Annotated in this window: 1 pseudogene; it reads right to left on the bottom strand. The window is 62.5% G+C overall.

From position 1 onward, the window contains the following. Positions 1-401, bottom strand: a pseudogene (locus FRC98_RS21100) (ATP-dependent helicase); the annotation flags it as partial. Positions 402-522: the final 121 nt, after the last annotated feature.

Genomic DNA, 522 nt, shown 5'->3' on the forward strand with positions numbered 1-522 from the left:
AGGTCACGGCGCAACGCCTTCGCTGCGGGAGTGATCGGTGCCGACTCCCCCAACATCGACAGCAGGCTCGTGTCTCGAGCGGCAGTCTTCGCGAGAATGCCCGCGAGGCCATCGAGGCGCTTTTGTTCATTCGCGCGCTCAGAGTCCGTGAGGGTGGCATCCATCTTCACCCGAGCACGCTCTTCGCGCAGCAGCAGTGCCGCGACTTGGAAGCGAGCACGGTTGGCGGGCTTGAGCGGCCCCTTCTGCACGGCGGTTTCGGCACGGGCCAACACGGGGCTCACGCCGGTGTCGTCACCGGGACGAGCACGACGACGCTGGGCACCGCCCGCTTGACGCTGACCCGAATTTTTGGGTCGTTTGTTGCGCTGTGCGGAATCGGACTTTGACGAGGTGGTCAATTATTCTCCTGGCGCTAGGCGAGCGGCTCAGTCGCGGGTACGAGGACTCATAGCCGTTGAACGAATAGACGTTGCCACGATAGGGACTTCAATTGAGTGACAACATCCACTCAAGTGAGCC

Origin of the sequence: Lujinxingia vulgaris (assembly GCF_007997015.1) — a bacterium.
In the GTDB taxonomy this organism is placed as follows: Bacteria; Myxococcota_A; Bradymonadia; order Bradymonadales; family Bradymonadaceae; genus Lujinxingia; species Lujinxingia vulgaris.